Source organism: Acidihalobacter yilgarnensis (assembly GCF_001753245.1).
Taxonomy (GTDB): domain Bacteria; phylum Pseudomonadota; class Gammaproteobacteria; order DSM-5130; family Acidihalobacteraceae; genus Acidihalobacter; species Acidihalobacter yilgarnensis.
Genome location: NZ_CP017415.1, coordinates 1,687,450 through 1,710,028, shown reverse-complemented (window position 1 = coordinate 1,710,028; position 22,579 = coordinate 1,687,450). Strand labels below are relative to the sequence as shown.

The 22,579-nt window shown below is 57.2% G+C and carries 17 protein-coding genes; 13 read left to right on the top strand and 4 right to left on the bottom strand.

The genetic code is table 11. The features are described 5' to 3' along the window. Window positions 1–11: 11 nt before the first annotated feature. On the bottom strand, window positions 12–788 hold the full coding sequence (locus BI364_RS08120) for a TIGR04219 family outer membrane beta-barrel protein (protein ID WP_070078310.1): 777 nt from the start codon (window positions 786–788) through the stop codon (window positions 12–14). A 223-nt stretch (window positions 789–1,011) separates the two neighbouring features. Here BI364_RS08120 and dksA point away from each other — a divergent pair, with 223 nt between their 5' ends. Continuing rightward, window positions 1,012–1,461: an RNA polymerase-binding protein DksA gene (dksA, locus tag BI364_RS08115; protein ID WP_070078309.1), complete on the top strand. Its 450-nt coding sequence runs from the start codon at window positions 1,012–1,014 to the stop codon at window positions 1,459–1,461. Continuing rightward, window positions 1,461–2,438, top strand: coding sequence for a tRNA glutamyl-Q(34) synthetase GluQRS (gene gluQRS / locus BI364_RS08110; protein WP_322111778.1), 978 nt, complete (start codon window positions 1,461–1,463; stop codon window positions 2,436–2,438). Before dksA ends, gluQRS begins: the two co-directional genes overlap by 1 nt. A 23-nt stretch (window positions 2,439–2,461) precedes the next feature. Here the strand turns inward: gluQRS and BI364_RS08105 are convergent, their stop codons facing one another. From BI364_RS08105 to BI364_RS08095, 3 genes are all read right to left on the bottom strand, one after another. Further along, the gene (locus BI364_RS08105; RefSeq protein ID WP_070078308.1) at window positions 2,462–4,906 is read right to left on the bottom strand and encodes an EAL domain-containing protein; all 2,445 of its coding nucleotides are present in this window, start codon (window positions 4,904–4,906) and stop codon (window positions 2,462–2,464) included. A 123-nt stretch (window positions 4,907–5,029) separates the two neighbouring features. After that, entirely contained in the window at window positions 5,030–6,337 is a 1,308-nt protein-coding gene (locus BI364_RS08100; protein ID WP_233279597.1) for an MFS transporter, read from the bottom strand. Further along, window positions 6,338–8,671 (bottom strand): DUF1631 domain-containing protein, encoded by a 2,334-nt coding sequence (locus tag BI364_RS08095; RefSeq protein WP_083251253.1) that lies wholly within the window; start codon window positions 8,669–8,671, stop codon window positions 6,338–6,340. Between the two features lie 221 nt (window positions 8,672–8,892). Between BI364_RS08095 and ispG the strand changes: the two genes are divergently transcribed. The 11 genes from ispG (at window position 8,893) to BI364_RS08035 (ending at window position 22,529) form a co-directional block, all read left to right on the top strand. Then, entirely contained in the window at window positions 8,893–10,131 is a 1,239-nt protein-coding gene (gene ispG / locus BI364_RS08085; protein WP_070078305.1) for a flavodoxin-dependent (E)-4-hydroxy-3-methylbut-2-enyl-diphosphate synthase, read from the top strand. Window positions 10,132–10,277: 146 nt separating this feature from the next. Next, window positions 10,278–11,294: a hypothetical protein gene (locus BI364_RS08080; protein WP_070078304.1), complete on the top strand. Its 1,017-nt coding sequence runs from the start codon at window positions 10,278–10,280 to the stop codon at window positions 11,292–11,294. A gap of 440 nt (window positions 11,295–11,734) precedes the next feature. Next, complete coding sequence (locus BI364_RS08075; protein ID WP_070078303.1) at window positions 11,735–12,685, top strand: COX aromatic rich motif-containing protein; 951 nt, start codon at window positions 11,735–11,737, stop codon at window positions 12,683–12,685. A gap of 18 nt (window positions 12,686–12,703) precedes the next feature. Beyond that, complete coding sequence (locus BI364_RS08070; RefSeq protein WP_070078302.1) at window positions 12,704–14,809, top strand: cbb3-type cytochrome c oxidase subunit I; 2,106 nt, start codon at window positions 12,704–12,706, stop codon at window positions 14,807–14,809. Between the two features lie 87 nt (window positions 14,810–14,896). Next, window positions 14,897–15,526 carry a cytochrome c oxidase subunit 3 gene (locus BI364_RS08065; protein ID WP_070078301.1) on the top strand — a complete coding sequence of 210 codons (630 nt, stop codon included), beginning with the start codon at window positions 14,897–14,899 and terminating at the stop codon, window positions 15,524–15,526. Beyond that, window positions 15,526–15,876: a cytochrome o ubiquinol oxidase subunit IV gene (locus BI364_RS08060; RefSeq protein WP_070078300.1), complete on the top strand. Its 351-nt coding sequence runs from the start codon at window positions 15,526–15,528 to the stop codon at window positions 15,874–15,876. Before BI364_RS08065 ends, BI364_RS08060 begins: the two co-directional genes overlap by 1 nt. Before the next feature lie 52 nt (window positions 15,877–15,928). Further along, the gene (locus tag BI364_RS08055; protein WP_070079969.1) at window positions 15,929–16,861 is read left to right on the top strand and encodes a cytochrome C oxidase assembly protein; all 933 of its coding nucleotides are present in this window, start codon (window positions 15,929–15,931) and stop codon (window positions 16,859–16,861) included. Between the two features lie 85 nt (window positions 16,862–16,946). Further along, window positions 16,947–17,894: a heme o synthase gene (locus BI364_RS08050; protein WP_070078299.1), complete on the top strand. Its 948-nt coding sequence runs from the start codon at window positions 16,947–16,949 to the stop codon at window positions 17,892–17,894. Window positions 17,895–18,129: 235 nt separating this feature from the next. Further along, window positions 18,130–19,572: a cytochrome ubiquinol oxidase subunit I gene (locus BI364_RS08045; protein ID WP_070078298.1), complete on the top strand. Its 1,443-nt coding sequence runs from the start codon at window positions 18,130–18,132 to the stop codon at window positions 19,570–19,572. Between the two features lie 33 nt (window positions 19,573–19,605). Further along, entirely contained in the window at window positions 19,606–20,643 is a 1,038-nt protein-coding gene (locus tag BI364_RS08040; RefSeq protein ID WP_070078297.1) for a cytochrome d ubiquinol oxidase subunit II, read from the top strand. 443 nt (window positions 20,644–21,086) lie between these two features. Next, the gene (locus BI364_RS08035; RefSeq protein WP_070078296.1) at window positions 21,087–22,529 is read left to right on the top strand and encodes a sensor histidine kinase; all 1,443 of its coding nucleotides are present in this window, start codon (window positions 21,087–21,089) and stop codon (window positions 22,527–22,529) included. The last annotated feature ends 50 nt before the right edge of the window (window positions 22,530–22,579 follow it).

Below are 22,579 nucleotides of genomic sequence, written 5' to 3'. Positions count from 1 at the left end.
GCCGCTGCCACTCAGAAGTGGTAGAAAATCCCGGCAAAAACGCCCTTGAACTTGATATCGCCGTTAGGGTCGATCTTCGAATTGCCGACCTTGAGCTCCATTTGACGGTAGCCGGCCTGCAGCCCCAAGCCGATGGCCGTTTCATAGGCGATGCGTGCCTGGTAATCGGCAAAATAATTCGCGCCATCGCCGATATAACTGCCGTCGATCGCGGCGCTCAGCCCGGTGAGCGGCAGATTCGCACGCAGCCCGGCATATAACATCGGCACGGCAGCCGTGCCGCTTGCCGAACTGGACTGATTACCGCTCTTGATATCCGCACTCAAGCTCAATGCCTTGACGTCGAGCCCCAGTCTGAGTTGCACGATGTTGTTGAGTGGCTGGTAGTAGAAGATGAAGTCCGTCTGCGTCAGCTTAAGCTGACTACTGACCTGCTGATTCGCAGTATAGGTTTGGCCGCCATAGCTGATCGTTCTTGACAGGACGTTGCTACCGCTGGTGTCTATACGCGAATAGCGGATCTCGACGTCAGGAAGAACGGGGATCGGGTGCTGAATATCGATCCAGGCATAACCCTGACTCTTGCTGCCCAGACCGAGGTCATTCTTGAGATTGACGTCGCTGGACTGTTGCCCATTGGTCGTGTAATGAACAAAACCGCTCGGTTGCTGCGACCAGATGCCCGCACCGAGACTGACGTTGAATCCTAGCGCTGCATGCGCCGCGCCCATCGAGCCCAATCCCAATGCGCACACGCCGATAACGGCAAGGGGGTGTCGAATCGTCATGTATTGAATTCTCCTTAGTGTTCTATAGTTCGTATCGAATTCGCGGTCGCCTGATTGCACATGTTATCCGTGCCAAAGGCTAGCAAATTCTAACACGGCAAACGTAATCGATGGCCGGCGGCCCATGGTTTGCGCTTGCATGTGCCGCCAACATCTGCTACTAAAATCGCCTTTTCGCGCCCGGTGTAGAATACGGGCTGTTATATCCCAGCTGGAGTAGACCATGGCCGCTAGCGACCAGAATACCAACACCCCCGTCCGTACACCTGTTGCGGGTATCTCGCCTTACACGCTCAAGGATGGCGAGGAATACATGAATGATGCGCAGCGTGAGCACTTTCGTCTCATCCTGCGTGCCTGGCGGCAGGAGTTGATGGAAGAAGTCGATCGCACCGTCGAACACATGAAGAGCGACGCCGCCAACTTCGCCGATCCAGCCGACCGCGCGACGCAGGAAGAGGAATTCAGCCTGGAGCTGCGTACCCGTGATCGTGAGCGCAAGTTGCTCAAGAAGATTTCCGAAGCGCTCGATGATCTTGACCAAGGCGAGTACGGATACTGCAAATCCTGCGGATCAGAGATCGGTATTCGCCGTCTCGAGGCAAGACCCACCGCGACGTTGTGCATCGAATGCAAAACCCTACAAGAGATCAAGGAAAAACAGATGGCGTGATGGCCTGGGGCGACGCAGGCGACAATGTGCGCCTTACTCGCCCCAATGACCCAATGCACACATCTGGCAGCCATGCCCGCACACCGCCCTACCGTGGGCGTTTTGCCCCTTCCCCTACCGGCCCGCTGCATCTGGGTTCCTTGACCGCCGCACTGGCGAGCCGGCTCGAAGCACATAGGCACAATGGGACGTGGCTGTTACGTATTGAGGACATCGACCGTGGCCGCGAAGTGCCTGGGGCCGCCTCAGGGATTCTGCATGCCCTCGATCTGCATGGCTTTACGTGGGATGGGCCGGTGGTGTACCAGAAAAATCGGGAAACCGCTTACGAGGAAGCAGTCGATCAATTGCTTGCCAGCAAGCTGGCCTATCCATGTGGCTGCACACGGCGAAATCGTGTTATCGGCAGCCTAGGTTCCGCCATTTATCCCGGCACCTGCCGTCAAGGGCTGCCAGCGGGTCGACGCACGCGTGCCATTCGTGCCCGCACGCATGATCGCCCGATAAGCTTCTCGGATAGCTTGCAGGGTAACCAGGAGCAATCGCTCGAATCGACCACGGGTGATTTCGTAATCCGTCGAGCCGACGGCTGGTATGCGTACCAGTTGGCCGTCGTGGTCGACGATGCCTGGCAAGGCATTACAGAAATTGTCAGAGGGATGGATTTATTGGATTCGACACCACGTCAGCTTTATCTACAGCATTGCCTGCAACTTCCTACGCCGCACTATGCCCATCTCCCACTGGTGGTCGATCAAAACGGCAACAAACTGAGTAAGTCCACCGGATCGGCGGCGCTCGATCCGAGGTGTCCGGGTGAGAACCTCTGGCTAGCTCTTCGGCTCTTACGCCAAAATCCGCCAACGTCACTGTGTCGCGCGCCCTCCCACGCATTATGGGATTGGGCACGCGCGCATTGGTCGCCAACGGCGCTACAAGGTGTGCGTACGAGCAGACTTTCGGATCTTAGTGCCTGATCCCCGATCGGCAACATTTCAAACTACGACTTCCGGCCCCGCCTAGCGTATGGTCGCTTCGCCACCCCCGCAGGCATGGCTGCCAGCGCGACCAGAGACACCAAATTGATATCGCCGACCATCACTTCCGCGAGCGCTCCGTCCGCGTGCCAGCTTGGCATGGCCAGCGAAATACAGAAATCCTCGGTTGCCCTCGATACGTAAATGCTCGACAGATAACTGCGCTGCCCCCGACGCAACTCACGGAAATAGGCGCGATCGGCCCGATTCATGCCATCCCCACCACGCTTGATCAAACCGCGCATTGCCGGGTTCAACCAGTTCGCACCTTGTTGGACTCCCTCGCTGTCTAGACGGAAAACCAGTTCGAAAGCAGTATGCCGACCAAACCACGCATCAATCGAATCCGCCGCGCCGTCCTCTGGGAAAGTTGCCAATGCGCACTCCAGGGCATTGCGCCATGCGGCCTGCCCGAGCACACGCGGTCGCTCGACCAGACTCAACGGGTCACCTTCGGTCACGACCACACTCCCCATACGATCCTTGGCAGCGCGTTTCAACTGCGCGGCGCGGGTGCTCGCCATCACGCTATCGGTCATCGGACGCGTTTGACCGTTGACGACGACGACGGACAACGTCGCCACGGGATAATACTGGCCGTTCTGGGTACTGAAATACCCCAGATCCAGATCGCTCTCATCGTAAAGATGGGGTGCAAGCTCATGGAAACGATCGATCAACCACCCGATACGCGCCTGGAGACCAGGCGTATGGGCCGGTGCCACCAGCAGGAAATCGTCACCACCGATATGCCCTAATTCAGCCTCCGGCAATCCATCAAAACCCTTGCGCAGAATCTCGGCCAGCACCTTGATCATGGCATCGCCGCGCACGAAGCCATAACGATCATTGAAGGCCTTGAAGTGGTCCAGATCCAAGTAAACCATCTGCAGCGTCTCTCCACCCGCAATACGCTGCTCGATCAGGCTGCGAAGTACCGGTCCGGTTGGCAACCCGCTCAGGGGGTGTACGCTGGGCGGCAAACCCACGTTCAGCAAGTGATCGAGCACACCCAGCAAGACCAGAGTGCCCATGTATCGGCCAGCATCATCCACGACAACCCAAGGCTGGGCACGGCCACCGACGTCATAGAGACGCCGCAACAGGCTGTGCACGTTCACGCGTGCGCTGAGTACTTGTTCGAGACCTTGAATATAACGACCGAGCGGCCCCCATCCGGGGGCATTTAGCACCTTCCGCGTAAGATAGCCCAAAGGGCGCCCCTGATCGAGCACGATCAGGTATTCCAGCGCCGTATCACGAAGAAACAACTGATGGGCATCGGCCATGCTAGCGCCCATTGACAGTGTCTCACCTGGGCTCAGGAAATCGCCCAGCCGAATCAACGAACGCATCTGGCGATTGCGTGTCTGCGAAAATACCGGGAATTTGCTCGCATCGGCCAGACCGGGCGTAGGATGTGCGAAAAAATACCCCTGTGCGAAGCCGACCCCGAGATCTCGGCATAATTCAACGTCCTCGATATCCTCCAATCCCTCGGCGATGGTTACGCATCCAAGCCGTTGTGCCATGGAAATCAAGGCCTCAAGCACACCGATGCGCATACGACTGTTATGCGCACCATGCACCAGAGCCCTGTCGATCTTGACGAAGTCAGGCCTTAGCGCCGCCAGTAAGCTCAGCCCGCTATAACCGGAGCCGATATCGTCCAGGGCGATGCGAAACCCCATCCCCTTGAGTTGATCACAGGCAGCGGCCAGTGCTTCTGGATCGTCGACCTGCTCGCTTTCGACAACTTCAATCACGACCTCATGGGGCAGTACCTCCAGGTCTTGCATCAGTTTGAAAGACGGATGCGTGGCGAAATCGCTGCGCATGAGGCTGTTGGGCATGGCATTGATGAATACAGGCATGCCCTCGGGTAATAAGCGATGTTTCACCGTCAAGGCACTGGCTTGGCAAGCCAGATCGAATTCAATCAATCGTCCGGCACGCCGTGCAATGGCAATCGCTTCTCCTCCTCCCAGACGCAGACCCGACTCAAGGCTGACGCGACATAGCGCCTCATACGCAAAGATGCGCCCACTCTGGTTCAAATCAACGATTGGTTGTATATCGCTGGAAACGTAATGTTCCAGATCCCGTGCAATCCATGGGTGATGCACACGCGCATGCAGTGACTCCAATGGCGTGAGTCGGCGCAGCATCTCGACAGAGGTAATGCCAATAGAGGGCTCTTCAAGCGCGAGGGCTAGCACACCGGGTCTGGCACTCGGCAAGAGTGTCTGTAGCAAGCGGTCCAGCAGTACTTTCTGTCCATGCGGCGCGCAATCAAAAAGCCAAATACCGGATTCATCATCCAGTTGATTACCCAAGCAATTCCACACGGCAGGTGCGGGCAGTTCCCCTACACGAACCAGCAGATGGGCCTCGCTTTGGTGCGTCATGACATCATGCACTCCCTTTGATCTAGATGCGCCAAGCAAGCCATGTGCCAGCATAGGTGGTGAATGGGTGCAGACTTGCGTCAACGGGTATCCGTATCGCCGGCAGCGCAAGATGCAGGCACCTCAATGAGGCTTCGAGGTCTCGCTATCGGACCAGTTCGCACCAATATTGTGCAGCGGCAAGCGCCATAGCAATATCGCACCACTGATAAAGAGCAGCAGTATGGAGAGTATCGACAGACGGGCGTCATCGCTCACGAGCGCGGTCAATCCGATCAACAGAGGACCAATCACCGCCGCAAACTTACCGAGCATGTTGTAAAAACCAAAAAACTCTCCAGACTTCCCCGCGGGGATCAGGCGCGCATAAAGCGCCCGACTAAGGCTTTGCACCCCCCCCTGCACCAATCCAATCACGGCTGCTATGGCATAGAACTCCCAAGTACTATGCATATTGGCGGCCCAAATGGTCGCCAGCACGTAGACGCCAATACCCAGCAAGATGGCAGTCCGGGTACCAATTCTCTCCCCCAAATAGCCAAAACCGATGGCCGCAGGCACGCCAACGAACTGCGTCAACAAAAGTGCCGCGATTAACTGTTGACTTCCGAAACCGAGCGACAACGCGTAATTGACTGCCATACGGATGACCGTATTGACTCCGTCGATATACAGCCAATAAGCCAGCAAGAAACTACCGATTACCCGCAATCGGCGAATCTCGTGCGCGGTATTAAGCAATTGATGCCAACCGGCACGAGTTGTCCTGGCCCACCCGATGGCTGGCAGGGCGCTACCGGGTTCGGCGACGCGCAACAGTAAGGGCCATGTAAAAACACCCCACCAAATGGCGGTCAGCAAAAAGGACCAACGGACGCCATCGGCGGCATCTGCCAAGCCAAAGTGCGTAGGCCAGAGCGTCAAAGCGACGCAGATTGCGAACAGCCCGCCTCCTCCGAGATACCCCAAACCGTAGCCCAACGCAGAGACCCGATCGTATTCCTGTGGCCGCGCCACGGCGACGATCAGCGCATCGTAAAAAATGTTGGCGCCCATATAGCCAACGATGCCTAGTGTGTATAACGCGGCGGCACGCATCCAATGCCCGCCACCCAGGCTGAACATCCCGGCCGTTCCCAGAATCCCCAACACCGTAAAAGCCGCTAAAAAGCGTTTCTTGGCGTGCCCACGATCAGCCATCGCCCCCAATACTGGAGCCACGAGAGCGATGACCAGACTGGCTCCGGAATTCACAGCACCTAAGTGGAATGTGATGGTTTCGGAGGCTTGGCCTCGGCTCCAATATTCACGAAAAAAAATAGGGAAAAACCCCGCCATCACGACGGTAGCAAACGCAGAATTGGCCCAGTCGTAAAGTGCCCAGGCCAGGATGCTACCGCGCTTTCCAGGTAAGTCGCTGGCGATTGACACTCACACGCCTTGCTGCAGATTATCCAACACCGACAACAAGGCGCGATCCATCATCGGCGCATCCTCTATCACGCGGGCCCGCCCTTCCCGCAATTCGTGCGCAAGGGCATGGGCATTCATTTCCGCAACCTTGACACCCTGTCTATTCACGAAGAAATATTTGCCACTGATCACGCTCCGCCAAGAGAGCTTGATCCGCTGCTCGCGACCCGTCGTATCGGTCCAATCAAGCCAAGCACCCTCACCCATATCTTCCGCGCGCTCATAGAAATGATCCAAGGGCCCATCCTCGCTCAGGCGAGGCGTACTCATCCCACCCAGGAATCGGCCCTCATCGATCATGCGGTTGATTTCAGCGGCTTTTCGAGCCATGAATGATTGCGGGTCCGACGAGATTTCCGCCATAGTCGGTACGCTCTCATTCCCGGCGACTACACTTTGGGTTTTCTGTATACCGCCGCTAACAGGTGGCATCGATGCATTCATTGCCCGTGCGAGGCGTGTGTGCTCCACCGCCAAACAGCTGAGTAACTGCTCACGACTTGTTGCCGGTAGATGCAACCGCTCCATGCCGTCGCGCAGCGCCCGCAGCAAGGTCGGCAGCGTTTCGAGTAGTTGTCGGCGCGAGGCTTCACTGCCCTTGGGCATCAAACTCCAAACCAAGGTCGAAGCCACATTGAGGACGCGTTCCCAGGCTGGTGTCCCGCCCCCTTCCAAGCGGTATATGCGCGCAAGCAAATTCATCCAGGGACCGTTCAGAAAAGTCCGCACAGGTTCCGGCAATTCCGCTTCGCCGATGGTTTCATGAATGGCTGCAGCAGCGGCGGCCTTGGCGACGGCTTGTGTCTCAGCTTGTTGCGCTTCTCCAACGAGTTCCTCTTCGCGTACCGAGGAGCGATGTTCCGTTTTTCGTAGCCATTCTTCAAATTCATCCAGCACATCGGAAAATATTGCGACATTGTCCTCGAATTCATTCAGCACACGGTCGACGAGGCGCTCGATACAGACCAGCAAACCATCATCTGGATCATCGGCGTCCGGTGACCAGCCGATTCCTGCATGAGCCAATTGGTTTAGAAGACGTCGCACGGGATGTTGTTTGCGAGTAAAGAACTCGGCATCGATCAATGCAGCCTTAAGCACTGGTATCTGTAATCGAGCCACGGCGCCCTTGATTTGTCCGGGCAGATCCGGATCATCAAACAGAAAGTCGAACAACATGGCGACCACATCGATCGTCTTGTCTTCCAGCGGCCGGATTAAGGCTCCGGTACCCGTGGCCGTACCACTGCCGTCTATCAAGCCACGCTTGAGTGCTGCCGGGTTCAGAGAAAGGCCACCATCCACGCAATAATCGCCGGCCACAGCGGTCAACTGTAGGCGCGACAAAGCCTCAATCACCGGCTGCGGAGAAGCATTACCGGATATACCTGCGTATCCACCGTAGGCCGCACCGCCTGATCCCAGACTGGATCCTTGTCCCGATACGGAGTCATGTCCATAGAGGAAATCGCGCAAGGTTCGAGCGATTTCATCCATCTCATCGGATTCGGGAACCCTTTCTCCAGCACCTCCGCCCGATGAAGGCGCGCGCCTGCCGGCACGTGAGTGTCGCGCCGACCCTGGCACGGCGTCCGCGGCACTGAGTGTGGGTAGAATGCCGCTTTCGCGCAGGATTAAATTGACGCCCGCGTAGAGATCACCCAGCGCGTTGATCACATCGTGATCGAAGAGTTTGTACAGCAGCAGGCGTATCTGTATGTCGATTTCAAGCGAGGCTGAAGCCTCCTGGAAGGCGCCGCAAATAACGCCTGGCCCGATGGCAACCTCCTCGTTCACCGCGGGTGCGGGTGTACCCGCCATCGCGGCGAGCCGCTGACCGATCAGATAGAGCGCCTCGGCGTAAAGTCGCTTGGCCTTGGTGACCATCGCGTCCACTGCCAAGCGTTCTTCGAGTTCGTCGGTTTCGATCAGACTCAGCTCGTCGTCTGGCAAATTGCGTTGCGCGGCTGTCAAGGGTTGTTGCCGATGGTGTAATGCTTGATCGAATCGTTTGAGAATCAGCGCGGCGAAGTCTGCTTCCAGCGTGGGGCGCTTGCGTCTTATCTCGCGCATCGCATCGAAATAGGCGGCTTGCTGCTGGTTGCTATCGGCCCGATCGGCGCGAGCGAACAATGTGTCATCCACCTGCTCCAGCATGACATGGAGTCGCTGCGTCAAGCCCTCCCGAATCTGTTCGCGAATCCGGGTAACCAGTTGACTGCGCTCGACCGCATCTACACGGACCCGTTGCGGGCCAATTGGAACGACGTTTTCGGATCGTGGCTGGCTCATGTCCCACCTATTGCCCAGCGCGCAGGCGCATGCTGGTTGCAGGGAATGCTAAAGAGTATCGGCTGTGAGGCCCGACAAGACGAATCGATCCGACGGAAAGCGCGGGGAGCCCGACCAACGGAGGCCTGCTTCTTGATGCGCTAAGGCGTCAGATGCCCCCCTGCGAGTTTGGCTGCAAACGCGTTAGAATCTCCGCCTGCATTTCCATTGAGTTCAATCTGATGCAAGCATTCCTAGCCCGTCGACATAGTACTTCCGTCAGAATCGGACAAGTCACCGTTGGCGGGGACGCGCCGGTCGTGGTGCAATCCATGACGAATACCGACACTGCCGACCCAGTACGCACCGCCATTCAGGTGGCCGAACTGGCCAAGGCGGGTTCTGAGCTGGTGAGAATCACCGTCAATACTGAAGAGGCGGCCGCTGCCGTACCGGAGATACGCAACCGTCTCGATGCCATGAATATCGATGTACCACTGGTCGGCGACTTCCACTTCAATGGGCATAAGCTGCTGACGAAGTACCCAGACTGCGCCGCGGCCTTGGCGAAGTACCGCATCAACCCGGGCAATGTGGGACGTGGCAACAAACGCGACACCCAGTTTGCGCAAATGATCGAAATTGCCTGCCAACATCACAAGCCCGTACGCATCGGCGTCAACTGGGGATCTCTTGACCAAGATCTATTGGCGCGCAAGCTGGATGAGAATGCACGCCTCTCACAACCGTTGCCTCTGGAAACGATTACCCACGAAGCCTTGCTCACCTCGGCACTGGACAGCGCGGCACGCGCGGAAGCGCTCGGATTGCCACACGATCACATCATATTGTCTTGCAAACTCTCTGGGGTACCTGACCTCATCCGGGCTTATCGCGACCTTGCCGGCCGCTGCGATTATCCACTGCACCTAGGGCTGACCGAAGCCGGCATGGGCACCAAGGGCATCGTCGCCTCGACTGCCGCCCTCTCTATCCTGCTCGGTGAAGGGATTGGCGACACGATTCGCATCTCCCTGACACCTGCCCCCGGCGGCGCGCGAACGGAAGAGGTTCTCGTCGCACAGGAAATCTTACAGTCCCTGGGCATGCGCGCCTTTTCACCTCGGGTCGTCGCCTGTCCCGGCTGCGGTCGGACTTCAAGCAGTTATTTTCAAGAATTGGCCGAATCGATTCAGGGGTATCTGCGGGAGCAGATGCCTTCATGGCGGGCCAGCCATCCGGGCGTAGAATCCATGAGCGTCGCCGTCATGGGGTGTGTCGTCAACGGTCCCGGCGAGAGCCGACATGCGAACATCGGCATCAGCCTGCCGGGCACGGGAGAAACCCCAGTCGCCCCTGTCTACGTCGATGGCGAAAAAACCGTCACGCTCAAAGGGGATCATATCGCCGAGGAATTTCAGGCATTGGTCACGGATTATGTCCAGACCCGCTACCCGTATCACGCGATCGCCAAAGAATGATGCCTCGCGAAATATAGGATGCCGGCAACGACCGAATTCGCGGTTTACCCACAACTCGGTGGAATTTTCTGCTCCGATCATGGTCCTACAGTCCGCTTCGCGACGGATCAACGACAACAGCCCGATAGCCCAAAACTCAGGACAACATGGTACCCACCCCAGGTCTTACCGCTCGCTATCGCGGCATCCATACACCCACACGTCCGGAACGCGCGCGCCGCTTGGCATTCTGCGGCGCCTTGATGTGCGCCTTCTTGTGTCCAGGTGCATGGGCCGCGACGCAGCATGCAAAAACCTCCGCAAAATCGGACCAACAGTTTGATCGAAGCCACTATCTGATACCCGGTTTCAGCGCACACCTGATCGATATCGATCTACTGGTCTATCAGGATCTGAGAGCGGCGCAGCGTGCCGCAGCGCGACACGACACCCTGCGACTTCGTATTGCCCTTGCGGATGCCAACGGTCATCTCTTGCAGATGGCAACGCCGCCAGCCCTGGCGGGTCTGCGTGATCGGATCGTCATGGTGTCCGAGAGTCTGAGCAACCCCGTTCCATCAAACGCAGCAGCCTCCTGGGACGGCCTGATCGGTAGCATCAAGCGTCTGCCCATACCGAGCGCTGACCGCTCCGCGCGTAACCAGCTCCTGGCAGCGGCCCAACGTGGGCAAGCCCTAGCCCAGACGGGCAGACCCAAAGCGGCCCGCGAGCAAATAAAGCATCTCGTTGCCGAAATTGAGATTACTGCCCACGTATTTCCAATCGCGCACCTGCGTAAAGAAGTACGCTCGGCCGTCGATGCGGCTTCCCACGGTGGACCGCGCTGGCAAGCCGCCAACAAGGCCATTCATCAGGCGATCAGCAATACGCAATGGCTGATACGACCCCTCGGTCGTAACATGATTCATGCTTACGACTCAGCGGTCGCCGCGTATGCGGAATGGCCGCGAACAGCTGAATCACGACGCTCACTTAACCAAGCGGCTTGGTACTTGACTCAAGTCGCCCCCATGCGGTCACTGGCAAGTCAATTCAGAACAGCAGCCCGCAACCCGGCGCTGGGACTTCCAGGCATTGCCCACCTTCAGCACATTCTGGCGCTGGACATCCACCATTCCCGCGACGCATTGTCGCAGCCACAACGACAGAAACACACCGGTTGAGTTTGGCCCAGTAGGCATCCTCATACTGCAATATAGCTGATGGTTATTGGCGTTCGCGCCGATAATGGACTAGGAAGCACTGACCATTAACGCGTGAGGTTCGACGTAGTCGGGCCTGTCAAAACCCGCCGCCGCCGGATGTATGCGGTATCCGCTGGTGAAATATTCAAACGGCTATATTACAATATTAGGATAAGTACATATATCGTATTTATGCGTGCAACACCGTAATCAATAGGACCTCATCGAGGTTTTAGACATCGATATATCGGGCCCACATTGCGGGTCATAAACGTTCGGCAGGATGCGAAGTATGTCGCCGGATCATCAAAAGCTTGGTAGCCATGATTCATAACTTGGTGCCCCCTGCTTTCGACGACGGCATTGGGTTCGTACGGCGCGTCCATCAATTCACTCGTGCAGGGAGAGAGGATCAAACGATGTCCCGAGAGAAATTCCCAGGCGCACTCCGCTATCTAGCGCTGATGCCGCTCCTATTCCTGGGGGGGTGCAGCAACCAACACTTCTGGCTCTTCAATCCCAAGGGGCCAATCAGCGAAATGGAGTTGCACTACCTGATCCTCGATGTCTCAATCATGCTCGCAATCGTCATCCCGACGACGCTGATGGTGATCTGGTTCCTCTGGCGTTATCGCGCAAATGCCAAAACCAAGGCCAAGTACGACCCCAACTGGACGCATTCCAATGTGCTTGAGGTCATTGTTTGGGGAGTACCAATACTCATCGTGGCCGTACTGGGCTACTACTCCTACATCGGCATTCATGAAGTCAATCCCTACAATCCGACCGTCCTGACCTCCAAGACGCAACCCGGAGCAGACCCACTTGAAGTCGATGTAATCACAACCGACTGGCAATGGTTGTTTGTCTACCCCAAGCTGCATATCGCAAGCTCGAACGAACTGGTCATCCCCACACACACCAGAGTGAATTTTCGACTGACATCCACCTCGGTGACGAACGGTTTTTTCATCCCGCAGTTGGTCGGACAGATCTACATCATGCCGGGCATGAGAACCAAGCAGAGTCTCCTAGCATCCCATGCAGGCGAATACCACGGCTTTTCGGCAGCACTCAGTGGTGGCGGATTCTCCTGGATGCAATTCAAGACCAAGGCGGTCAGCCAGTCGGAGTTCAATGCCTGGGTGGCCAAAGTGCAAAAAAGCAACACCCACCTGAGTTATACCGATTTTGAAAAATACGCACAGCCCACGGTCAATATCAACCATAAAACACAGTATTTCTCCGATGTGCAGACCGGCCTTTTCACTCAAGTCATCAAGGCTGCCAAGGCTGGCAAGGTCTACCCGACACCGAATGCACTGACTGAGAACATGCAGTCAGAAGAATTCCTTAAGCACGCTAACTAAGCTAGGAGGATCACCGTAATGCTTGTCGATCTACAAGGACCATGGAACCCGATATTCGGGCGCCTGGGCTTGCTGCTTGAGGTCCACTACAACAACCCGGTCCTCTTCTTCGCCTTTGAGCTGTCGGTCGTCGTAGGTGTAATCCTCCTGTTTTGGGCGACTTGCGCCCGCAAGTGGGGTTATATCTGGCGCGAATGGCTGACCACGGTCGACCATAAGAAGATCGGCGTGATGTACATCGTCGTCGGTCTGGTGATGATGTTCCGTGGCTTCTTCGACGCCCTGATGATTCGCTCGCAGCAGGCGATCGCGGTGGGACCAGATTCGCCTGGCGTATTAGGCGCGGCGCATGGCTATCTGCCGCCTTACCATTTCGACCAGGTGTTCACCGCCCATGGCATGATCATGATTCTGGTGGCTGCGACACCGATTCTCGTCGGCATGATGAACATCATCGTACCGTTGCAGATCGGCGCGCGTGACATGGCCTACCCGTATCTGAACGCACTCGGCCTATGGTTTACCGTGGTGAGCGCGGCACTGGTCATGATCGCCCTGTTCATCGGCGATTTTTCACATGCCGGCTGGGTCGGACTCGCTCCGCTGACGGAACTGCCTTATAGCCCAGGCGTCGGTGTCGATTACTGGATATGGTCAATACAGATCGGCAGTATCGGCACCACCATGGGCGCGATCAACCTGATCGCAACCATCATCAAGATGCGGGCACCGGGCATGACCTGGGGACGCCTCCCGGTATTCACCTGGACCTCGATGGCCTCGAACATCATTGCCCTCACCTCGTTCCCGGTTCTGGGCGTGACCTTGGCACTGCTGACCTTCGACCGCTACCTCGGCACCCACTTTTTCACGGTGGGCCTGGGTGGCGACCTCATGATGTACACCAACCTGTTCTGGATCTGGGGTCACCCGGAGGTCTACTTCGTCGTCCTACCGGCCTTCGGCATGCTCTCGGAGATCATTCCGACCTTTTCCGAAAAACCGCTGTTCGGTTACATCACTATGGTCATCGCTTCAATGGCCATTGCGGCCGTCTCCTGGAGCGTATGGCTACATCACTTCTTCACCATGGGCGCCGGTCCCAACGTCAACGCCTTCTTCAGTCTGGCTACCATGCTCGTCGGCATTCCAACCGGCGTGAAGGTATTCAACTGGGCGTTCACGATGTATCGATCCCGGATACGTTTCGACACGCCGATGCTGTGGGCGGTGGGTTCCATGTTCCTGCTGATCTCCGGTGGCCTCACCGGCATGATGTTGGCGGTACCCGCGATCAACTATATTGTCCACAACAGCGTGTTCGTGATCGCTCACTTCCACAACATGTTCCTACTGATCGTTTACGCAGCATTCGGTGCCGTCTCCTACTGGTTCCCGAAGGTATTCGGCTTCAAGCTCGATGAACGCCTGGGTAAACGTTTCTTCTGGTTCTTTACTGCGGGCACCCTGATGGTGTTCATCCCGATGTACACCCTGGGCTTCATGGGCATGACCCGTCGCCTGGACTACATCACGCACCCGGCCTGGCAACCACTGCTGATCGCCGAAATGGTTGGCATTGGCCTTTATGCAATTTCGATCGTCTACTTTGTTCTGCAGCTCGTGGTCAGCATTCGAGATCGCGAAAAAAACGCCGTCGGTGCAGACGCCTGGGGTACTTCGCGCAATCTGGAATGGGCGACGCACTCTCCGGTGCCGTTCTATAACTTCGCGGTCACACCCATCGTACACGACCGCGACGAATGGGCCTGGCGACGCCAGCATGGTCTGACTAGCCTGCGACCGGATCACTATGTGGACATCCACATGCCGAAAAACACGGCGGTACCGCTGATCCTCGGCATGCTGTCCCTCGCCTTCGGTTTTGCGATGGTCTGGCGTATCTGGTGGCTGGCCGCGGTCAGTGCCATCGCCATGCTCATCGTCATTCTTTACCGCTCGTTCGACAAGGATACGGACTACATCATCCCGGCTGCCGATGTAGAGCGGATGGAAAATGAGATGTTGGCGCGCGGCAACAAGGTCGAGCAGGCCGGCGGCGCGGTCGGTAGCGGCGCATATGCAGCGCCGCAGGCATCCGCGAAAAAGCATCAAGGCGATTGATCGGCAAGCCCCTGTCCGTCGGCTCGATCCGCCGGACAGGGGTAGGCCAATCCAAACCCATACGTTATTCGCTAGGAGTATCGATTCATGAGTTCACATTCCGCTGAGACCGTCGATCCCGGCACCGCGGCGCTTTGGGACTACGAGCATCACGGTCACGATCCGATTTCGACTCGGACCCTCGGTTTTTGGTTGTACATGCTTAGCGACGCCATGATCTTTGCGGCGTTATTCGCGGCCTATGGTGTCTATGTGCGCAACGCTGCTGGTGGCCCAACGGCAGCCGACATTATTCACCCCGTCTATGCGATGTGGGAGACCGTAGTGGTGTTCAGCAGTGTCTTCGCCTACGGCTTGGGCATGACCGCCCTCAAGCGAGGCAGTCGTGCCGGTGTGATCAACGGTCTGCTCGCCGCCTTCGTACTCGGACTGGTCTTTCTGGGTATGGAGTACAAGGAATTTGCCGATCTCCTCGCCGCAGGAGCGGTGCCACAACGCAGCGGATTCCTGTCGGCCTACTGGACCATTGTGCTCACTCATGGATTGCACATGATCATCGGCCTGCTGTGGATGTTCATCATGCTTATCCAGGTCATGCGCGAGGGTTTCTCGCAGAACGTGGTCTATCGGCTGATCAACCTCAAACTCTTCTGGCACTTCCAAGCCATCATTTGGGTGTGCGTCTTCACGTTCGTCTATCTGAAGGGGGTGCTCTGATGTCGCACGGACACGATAATCCGCTCGATCATCCCGAGGTCAAGCTCGCCAATACCCGTGGATACTTGATTGGCTATGTCTTCGCCCTGGCGATGATGATCCTGTCTCTTGGCTTGGTGAAGGGACACGCACTGACACCCAACGCACTCACGGTGGTGTTATCGCTCATCGCATTCGTGGTCATATTGGTACAGTTATACTTCCTGTTCCATCTCGATTTATCCGAGACCCAGATCTGGCATACGGTCGCCTTGGTGCTGACGATCCCCTTGTTCATCATGGCGGTCGGCCTGACCATCTGGATGTTTTATACGTTGCACATGCGTACGATGATTCCGGGGCTGGGGTAACGCACTCACTGGTTGTAAACTCCTCGGTTTTTAACCGATGGAAGCCAGAGCCATGAGCAATTCGACGGAAACGCAAGCCAACTCAGACCCAAAGCACGTCGTCGAGGGCGAAATGACCCTCACGGTACGCATCATCGGGCTCGGGATCGGCAGTCTTGTACTACTGGCCATCGTGCTAGGCATCTGGCGGGGACTTGAGAGTCCCTTGCCGATAAAGGGGGCCGTCGTAGAGGGCCTGATGCTCTCTGAGGTCATTTTCGCCATCGCGCTGATGTTGCTTGGCAGCATCGTGGAAGGCTTCGGTTATGGCCTTTCCTTGGGCACGCGGTGGCCTTACACACGCAATATCATCGTACTGATGCTGCGTGGAGACCCCGAGGCAGCTCACCGTGTCTTGGCCACGGCGGTTGGATTGACCGCTGTGGCACTTGCTGCACTGCACCCAGACAAAATGACCTTCACCGGTCTCGGTCTTATTGTAGTCACCGCGCTCTTCGGCATGGGCACCTTGTACGTACTCGCGGGACGCGCACCGGCCTTCGTGCATGGCACCCACGGACTACTCGCCTACCTCGTCTTCCTCAACTACCTGGTCGGGATCGTCTATCCCGGCATCGACCTGCTGGCATACGTGGACATCACGATCGCCTTGCACGCCTTACTGTTCACTATTTTTATGGGCGGTATGGTTACTGGGCAGCGAGGCTTCGGACAAGCCATCGAACCCTTTCTACACCCGAAAAAAACGGCACAATGGATATTCATCGTGCATGGCTTTGCAGCGATGCTGGTACTCGGCACCCTGGGCTGGCTAAGTGAAATCTACCCGGTGGCCTTCGCACTCGCCGTCTTCCAGGCCGCCGTCGGCTTTTTCTTGTTTCACGCCGTGAATCTGAAGCCCAAATCCCCGGGTGCAATCGTCGCCTTCCATCAATTGATGGTTTTGCTCATCACCAGCGCCATCGTCCTGCAATGGCGTTATTGATCCCACTCTTCGCGGCGGCCTACTGAAGCCCTGCAACTCGGGATGGCGATGCCATCCCGAGCACACCCGAACGGTCAATTCATCCATGAACGAAATTGAACTCGATAGCAACGGACAAGCGAGTATTCCCCCTGCAAAACCCAGTCTGATCGGCGACCTGTTGACCTTGGCAAAGGCACGCGTCGTCTCGCTACTGGTCTTCACCGCAATCGTCGGCGAACTACTGGCTCCGGACTTTTGGCATCACTGGAGCGGCGCGCTCGCGGGCTTGGCCGGCATTGCACTGGCCGGTGGCGCAGGTGGCGTACTCAATCAGCTGGTCGAGCCCTTGCTCGATCAGCATATGCGCCGCACACGCCGTAGACCGCTGGTCAGCGGGCGAATTACCCAGGGTGGCGCAGTACTCTATGCCATCGCCTTATTTTCAGGGTCCGTGACCATTCTGGCGAATTGGACAAACCCGATCACGTTATTACTAACGCTTTTTGGAACAATAGGTTATGGGATTATTTACACGCTTTACCTTAAACCAAGCACACCTTGGAACATCGTCTGGGGCGGGCTTGCAGGTGCATTGCCGCCACTAATCGGCTGGACTGCGGTAGGTGCGCCAATTACCGCGCCTCTGCCCTGGCTACTGGTCGCCCTGATCTTCGTCTGGACACCAGCACACTTCTGGCCGCTCGCACTGTATTTTCGCGAAGACTATGCCAAGGCCTGCATTCCCATGCTGCCGGTCACCCACGGCGTTGAGCGTACCCGTGCGGAGATCGTCAAATACGCACTGGCAACCATTGCCGTCAGCCTGACTCCCGCCCTCTTCGGCGCCGGCCTCCCGTACGCTGCGGTCGCGGCCGTCAGCGGGATTTGGTATACCGTGCTTACGATCAAACTCAAGCGCATGCCCGTTGGTGTTGAAATGGATCGCTTCGCGCGCCGTGTCTTCAGCGCATCGATCAGCTATCTATTCATCCTCTACGCTGCCCTGATCGGCGATCATCTGCTGCAAATGATCGGCATCCCGCCCCTCTGATACCACTGATACCACTGATACCACTGATACCACTGATACCACTGATACCACTGATACCACTGATACCACGTGTGTACCAAACACGCGCGTAGGTGGTGGATATCCCCATAATCGGTTGATATCCACCACCCAATTCGTGTTCTGCCCCCAGCAATCGACGCTGCCAGTGCGTTTGGCGTGATGGCACATCACTTGCTCTCCATTGGGCACGTCAAAGCCATGGAGTTGCACGCCAATGCTCGAAAATTCGCTTTCGGTTCTGCTGAGCAGGCTGGATTTCGCATGGATTACCAGCATGCATATCCTCTACCCGCCACTCACCATCGGTCTATCGCTTCTGCTGTTTATCGCTGAGTGGCGATGGGTCAGGACGGGCGATGAACACTGGTATCGACTAACTCGATTCTTTGAAAAACTGTTCATCATCAATTTCGGCGCCGGCGTCGCCACCGGCGTCACCATGGAAATGGCCTTCGGCATTCTCTATGGGCCTTTTTCGCAGGCAGCAGGGCCATTTTTCGGCAACATACTAGGCTACGAAACCATTACCGCATTCATGTACGAAGCCGGGTTCGTAGGCCTGATGATCTTTGGATGGGGCAAGATCGGCAAACGGATGCATCTCTTCGCGACCTTCAACGTCATGCTCTCATCCAGCCTCTCGGCGATGTGGATTCTGGTTGCCAATTCCTGGATGCAAACGCCAACCGGCGTCACCCTCCAGCATGGAATTTTCATGGTCCACAATTGGGTCGAGGCCATCCTGAATCCGGATTTCATCTTCGCCTTCCCGCATATGTGGATAGCAGCCGTCGAATTGGCCTTGTTCTTCGTCGCGGGCATTTCGGCGTGGTTCATGCTCAGGAACCGCAATAGCGCACTATTCCAGCGTTCGCTCAAGTACTCACTGATCGCGCTGTTGTTCGTCACGCCCTTACAGATCTATCTCGGCGACGGCCTCGGGCGCGTAGTCGCACAGGCGCAACCGGCGGCACTTGCGGCGATGGAGGGTCATTATCACACCTACAACTCGAATGGTTCGGTAAATTCTGGCTGGCACATCATAGCCTGGCCGAACGACACCGCCGGCAAGAACGACTTCGCCATCACCCTTCCGCATGTCCTCAGCCTACTCGAAACACACACGCTCAACGGCAAGGTAACGGGGCTCGATCAGTTCAAACCCGCAGACCGTCCCCCGGTACTACTCCCGTTCTATTCCTTCAGAGTCATGGTCGCGATCGGATTCTTTTTATTCATCGTTGCGCTGTGGGGCGCCTATCTGATCCTGCGAGGCCGCCTCGATTCACAGACAGCCCACTCGCACCGAGGGTATTTACGCATCCTCGTATTCAGTGCGTTTTTGCCCTATGCCGCCATCTGGACCGGCTGGTGGACACGTGAGATCGCACGCCAACCCTGGGTGGTTTACGGGTTGATGAAGACTTCGGCTGGCGTAAGCAAAATGAGCGTCGGCTCCGAAATTCTCTGGCTCGTTTGCTTCGCGGTATTCGAGCTTCTCGTGTGGGGCGGCGCCTGGTATTTCTTCGCCAAGGTCATCCGCAAAGGCCCGGATATGGAGAGCCCAGTGATCGAGGGTGGACACGAGCCGCTTGGGCATCTTGAACGTCCGAGTGACGATCAGGCACACCCCGAATATGTACGCCCGGTCTACTAACGATACCTTCAATCGAACCGCAGGAATCGAGATATGCAAAGCCTATCCACGATACAAAACGAACTGTCATTTATCTGGTGGATTGCCCTGGGTCTGAGCTTCATGCTCTACATCATCCTCGACGGCGCTGATCTTGGTGCCGGTATCTTCTCACTGTTTGTGCAAGACGAGGATGAGCGTGGCGCGATCATGGCCTCGATGGCAGGTACCTGGGATGCCAACGAAACCTGGCTGGTCGTCGCCGGCGGCATCATCTTCGGCAGTTTTCCGCTGGTTTATGGGTCTGCCTTCCATTATCTGATGATCCCATTGATGTTCGCGCTGCTGAGCATCATGATCCGTGCCGTCGCACTCGAATTTCGAGTGCATTCGAGTGCCAGCAAGCGCTTCTGGGACTGGGGATTCGGCCTCGGCAGCCTGAGCGCGACCTTCTTCGCCGGTATGGCGCTCGGCGCGGCTCTCAAGGGATTCCCACTCAGTCATACGATGGTACCCAACTACGTCGGTGGCGATCTACGCTTCCTGAGCGCGTTTAGTATCTGGACTGGTGTTGGTGCCGTGGTCGCCGCCTCGCTCGCCGGTGGGTTGTACATCCGAGCCCGTTTCGAACGCCGTTGCTCAACTTATCAGCAAGCGGGTAGCTGGGTTGCCGCCAATTTTTATCTTGCTCTAGCAGCCGTGGTGGTGACTCTGATCTGGAGTCTGATCACCTTCCCCTGGGCCGCTGCCAAATGGACCGGTCCTTACGCCTGGGTTTGGCTGCTCTTGGGTGTGGTGATTGTATATGCCGCGTTCAAGATGCGCCTGGCCTCAACACGGCAAAACGACATGCGCGCCATGCTCTGGCTGGCCACGCTCATCGTCCTGATGTGGGGCGGGATGATGGCAACCATGTACCCCTGGCTGGTGCCCGGCACATGGACCATCTACGATGGGGCCAATCCTTCGAACTCGCTGGTCGCATTTACCCTCGCAGTTGGCGGATTCATCCCGGTGATGTTGATGTACAACTGGTATCAGTTCTGGGTTTTCCGGGCACGCATCAACAAGATGGCAGCCTACGCCCACTGAAACTATCACGGAGCCATGACGACGCGGCGATCGAGGTTCGTCCCTCGGCCGCCGTGCGCCCCAATCGAGCAAACAATGCCCTCCCCACCCATAGACAACCATCACACACACCCACTCAGGACGTTGGGGCTGTTACGCAGACTATCGCCTCTGGGCCTACCCGCACTGTTTCTCTCTGGCCCACTACTGGGAGTCATTTTAGTCGATAGCATCTTTGGGTTGCCGCCGATGCTGATCTGGCTAGCCGCTGCTTTTTTTGTGTTCAGCTTCACACTCTTGATCCGGCTCGCATATCGCCGGCAAAAAGCCGATAACCATTCTCGGGAATGAAAACGCGGCAACCCTCACCCAGCGGACATGAAGTGTGGCCGCGGGAACTCCCACCTCTACCGGCGGTCAGCGGATTATCCACCCTACATCCCCCGCCGACACGAGAACGTTTCATGCTGATTCGTAGTCCCAGCCACGCACTCAGGCGACTGGTCATGCAGCCATTGTGGCTGCCAGTCACGCTGTCGACTACCTTATTCGTCTGCGCCATGGCGATTCTCGTATTTCTCATCCATCATGGCCTCACGCGATTCGATCCGCTTTACCAACAAGCCCGAAATCTCGCCGCGCTACAGGTCATTTCAAGCACACTCACGCACGATATCACCCGCAAACAAACCATCAGTCCCTCGCTCAGAACGGAACTTCACGCACTCGCTCGACGACATGAATGGTTGGCGCCGGACACCCCAACGCATCTGCGCGCCGCCCAGCACGAACTCGATCAACCTGCGCTGTCGATCCATCTGAATCATGCCCTGATGCTCTTGCACCAAGCCGCTGAGGAAGAGGATCGGGCACGCGTACCGATGCTGAAACTGGTCAGCGAAGACGCCGGACGCGCGCTACAGCTCGCCTTGGCATTATTGACCGCATTCCCGCTACTCGTGATTGCCCTGCTCAGCGCGCTCCAGGGCCGCTTGGTCGCACCGCTCAGCCGCCTGGCTGATTTATTGACCGCGCTGGCAGGGCGCGAATACCGCCCACTGGACGAGACCGGTGTTGCCCCGGTGCTACACCCGCTTTTTTCGAGCTATAACCAACTGGTCGCCCGCCTGCGGCTGTTGGAAGACCAGCATGCCCTGCGCGAACAAGCGCTCTCAGAAGCCATCGACGAGGCCAGCCGTACGCTGTTTCTCACCCAAGCCGCCCTGACCCGCGCAGAGCGCCTGGCGGCAGCCGGCGAAGTCGCCGCCAGCCTTGCGCATGACCTGCGCAATCCACTGGCGGGCATACGCCTCGCACTAAGCAACCTCGAAACCGAATGCTCCGATCCCGAATTCCACGAGCGCATCATCTTGATCGGTAACGAAATAGACCGTTTGGTCAGCACATTGAACACGCATCTCTCCCGTGCACGTCACCGCCCAGAGCCTTCCCGCCAAGTCGACATCGGCGACACCTTGCATGGCCTCGGCACCTTATTGCGCTTTCGCTATGGATCCGAACTGCGCATCGTGTTCGAGACGCAGGAAGGCTTGAGTTGCCTACTGCCGGAAACCGCATTCCGCCATACGCTGCTGAACCTGCTCAGCAATGCTTGCGAAGCAAGCACGGGCCATCACGCGCAACGCGTAATGGTTCGAGCCCATCGCGCAGAGGGACTGATCGTCATTACGATCGACGACCATGGTCCCGGCTTTTCAAGTGCCCTGCTGCGCTCCGGCCCGCGCGCTTTTGCTTCCGACAAGCCGGCCGGCACCGGACTAGGACTTGCCACCGCACGCCGATTCGCGCTCGATTGCGGCGGACAACTGCATTTGAGCAATCGTACAGAAGGTGGCGCCCGCGCACGTCTCACCTTGCCCTGCGGTCTGCGACCGGGTGACAACTGACACCGAACCCCCGGACAGCCCCGCAAGGAGGATAATGTCGCCCTTGTTCA